The organism is Cellulomonas rhizosphaerae (assembly GCF_003470205.1).
Classification (GTDB): Bacteria; Actinomycetota; Actinomycetes; order Actinomycetales; family Cellulomonadaceae; genus Cellulomonas; species Cellulomonas rhizosphaerae.
In genome coordinates, this window is the sequence record NZ_QWKP01000023.1 from 1 (window position 1) to 2,206 (window position 2,206).

Here is a 2,206-nt window from a genome sequence, read left to right on the forward strand (position 1 = left end):
CAGCGCGACAAGGGTCGCGAGGCCGATGACCCCGACCCCCGCGAACGCCCAGCGCCAGCCCACGGCGTGCCCGACGATCGCCGTCAGCGGGACGCCGACCGCGCACGCGATCGTCAGCCCGGCCATCATCGAGGCGACCGCGTGGCCGCGGCGCGCCTGGCCGACGACGGCCGTGCCCATGACCGCGCCGACGCCGAAGAAGGCGCCGTGCGGCAGGCCCGCGAGGAACCGCGCGACGACGAGCGTGGGCGCGGTGGGCGCGAACGCCGAGGCGACGTTGGCGATCGTGAACGCGACCATCAGCCACAGCAGCAGGCGCCGCCGGTCCATCCGTGCGCCGAGCGCGGCGAGCGTGGGGGCGCCGACGACGACGCCGAGCGCGTAGGCGGTGATGGCGTGACCCGCGACGGGGATGGAGACGTCGAGGTCGCGCGCGATCTCGGGCAGCAGGCCCATCGTCGCGAACTCGGTGGTGCCGATGCCGAACCCGCCGAGCGCGAGCGCGAACAGCGCGGCGCGGGCCTTGCCCTGGGGCAGCGGGAGCATGCGGGTCCTCCGGGTCGTATCGTTTCGATGCGGCATCGGAGAGCGCCGTCGTCAGCTCCGGTGGGTCGCGCTCAGCCTAGTTCACGCGAGCGCGGGCGTCACCGGCGACCAGCCAGATCGCGCGGGCGGCGACCTCGCCGAGCTCGACGGGGCGCTCGTCTGCCCCGACGAGCAGCGACACGACGCCCACCGCGTCGCGGCGCACCACGACGTCAACCGTCGCGTCGAGCACCAACCCGACGGACTCGACGTAGCGCAGCAGCTCGGGATCCGCGTCGGAGATGCGGGCCACGTGCCAGCCGCCGGGCTCCGCGTCCCACAGCAGGGTCGCGGGCGGTGGGTCGAACGAGCCGTCGGGACCGGGGATCGGGTCGCCGTGCGGGTCGCGGGTCGGGTGCCCCAGGCGGGCCGCGATCCGGTCGACGAACAGGTCGGACACCGCGTGCTCCAGGACCTCGGCCTCGTCGTGCACCTCGTCCCAGCCGTAGCCGAGCACCTCCACGAGGAAGGTCTCGACGAGCCGGTGCCGGCGGACCATCGCGAGCGCCTGGGCGCGACCGGCGTCGGTGAGCCCGACGGCGCCGTAGGGCTCGTGCGTGACGAATCCGGAGTCGGCCAGGCGGCGGACGGTCTCCGAGACGGTGGACGCACCGACACCGAGGCGCGCGGCGAGCATCTTGGTGGTGACCGGGCGGTCCTCCCACTCCGTGGCGGACCAGATGACCTTGAGGTAGTCCTGGCTCACCGCCGACAGCTGGGCGGGCTCGGGTGTGCTCACGCGCCCCAGGGTAGGCGGTGGGAGGTCACCAGCCGTCGACGCTCCAGTGCCACGGCTCGCCGGGCAGGTTCTTCAGGCCGTAGCTGTGCGCGTTCTGCACGAGCCAGGCCCAGCCCGTCGAGCCCGCGGAGACGACGCGGCCGTCGACCGTGAAGTCGATCGCGAGCCCGCGCTCGTGGCGGGACGTGCCGGGCGTCGCGGTCATCGGGCGGCACCCCGACGGCGTGCAGTTGCGGGCGCGCAGCGCGCGCTGCTGCTCGTTGCTGCGCCAGCCCCAGCCGCCGAGGTCGACGCCGTCGGCCTTCGCGGCGGCCAGCAGCGCGTCGATCGCGACGACCATGCACGGGTGGACCCGGATGCCCGTCTCGGTCAGCACGGTCGCGGCGAGCGGGACCGGTGTCGTCACCTCGGCGCAGTCGGTGTCCGTCGTCGTCGCGTCGAACAGGCCCGGGGGCACGTCGGCGCGCCACAGCTCCTGGCCTGTCGGGGCGCGCAGCACCACTCCCCCCGCATCGAGCTCGAGATCGGCGTGCTTGGTGCCGGCGGTCTCCGAGGACCAGTAGACGGCGTTGTCGGTGCCCCGCAGGACGAGGTTGCCGCTCTTGCGCAGCGTGAGCTGGAGCTTCTCGTCGGGCACCGCGGGGATCACGGCCCAGACGGCGCGGCCGTCGAGCTCGAGGCGCAGGCCGTCGGCGTCGACGCGCAGCGAGAGCCGCCCGTCCGGCGAGTCGAGGCGCTTGCCGACCGCGAGCGACTTCGTGGCCGCGAGCCCGGTGGGCCCGAGGGCCGTGCCCGTGCTCCACAGCGTGCTGCCGTCCTTGTCGAACAGGACCAGGTCCCCGTCGTCCTGGAGTACCAGCGTCGTGTCGTCGTGCCCGGCCG

Annotated in this window: 3 protein-coding genes; all 3 read right to left on the reverse strand. The window is 74.4% G+C overall.

Translation table 11 applies throughout. The features are described from left to right. Nucleotides 1-546: MFS transporter (locus D1825_RS00265; protein ID WP_138066966.1), on the reverse strand; the 546-nt coding region annotated here is incomplete at its 3' end. Between the two features lie 76 nt (nucleotides 547-622). Then, complete coding sequence (locus tag D1825_RS00270; RefSeq protein WP_138066967.1) at nucleotides 623-1,324, reverse strand: metal-dependent transcriptional regulator; 702 nt, start codon at nucleotides 1,322-1,324, stop codon at nucleotides 623-625. 25 nt (nucleotides 1,325-1,349) lie between these two features. Beyond that, nucleotides 1,350-2,206: D-alanyl-D-alanine carboxypeptidase family protein (locus D1825_RS00275; protein ID WP_199721429.1), on the reverse strand; the 857-nt coding region annotated here is incomplete at its 5' end.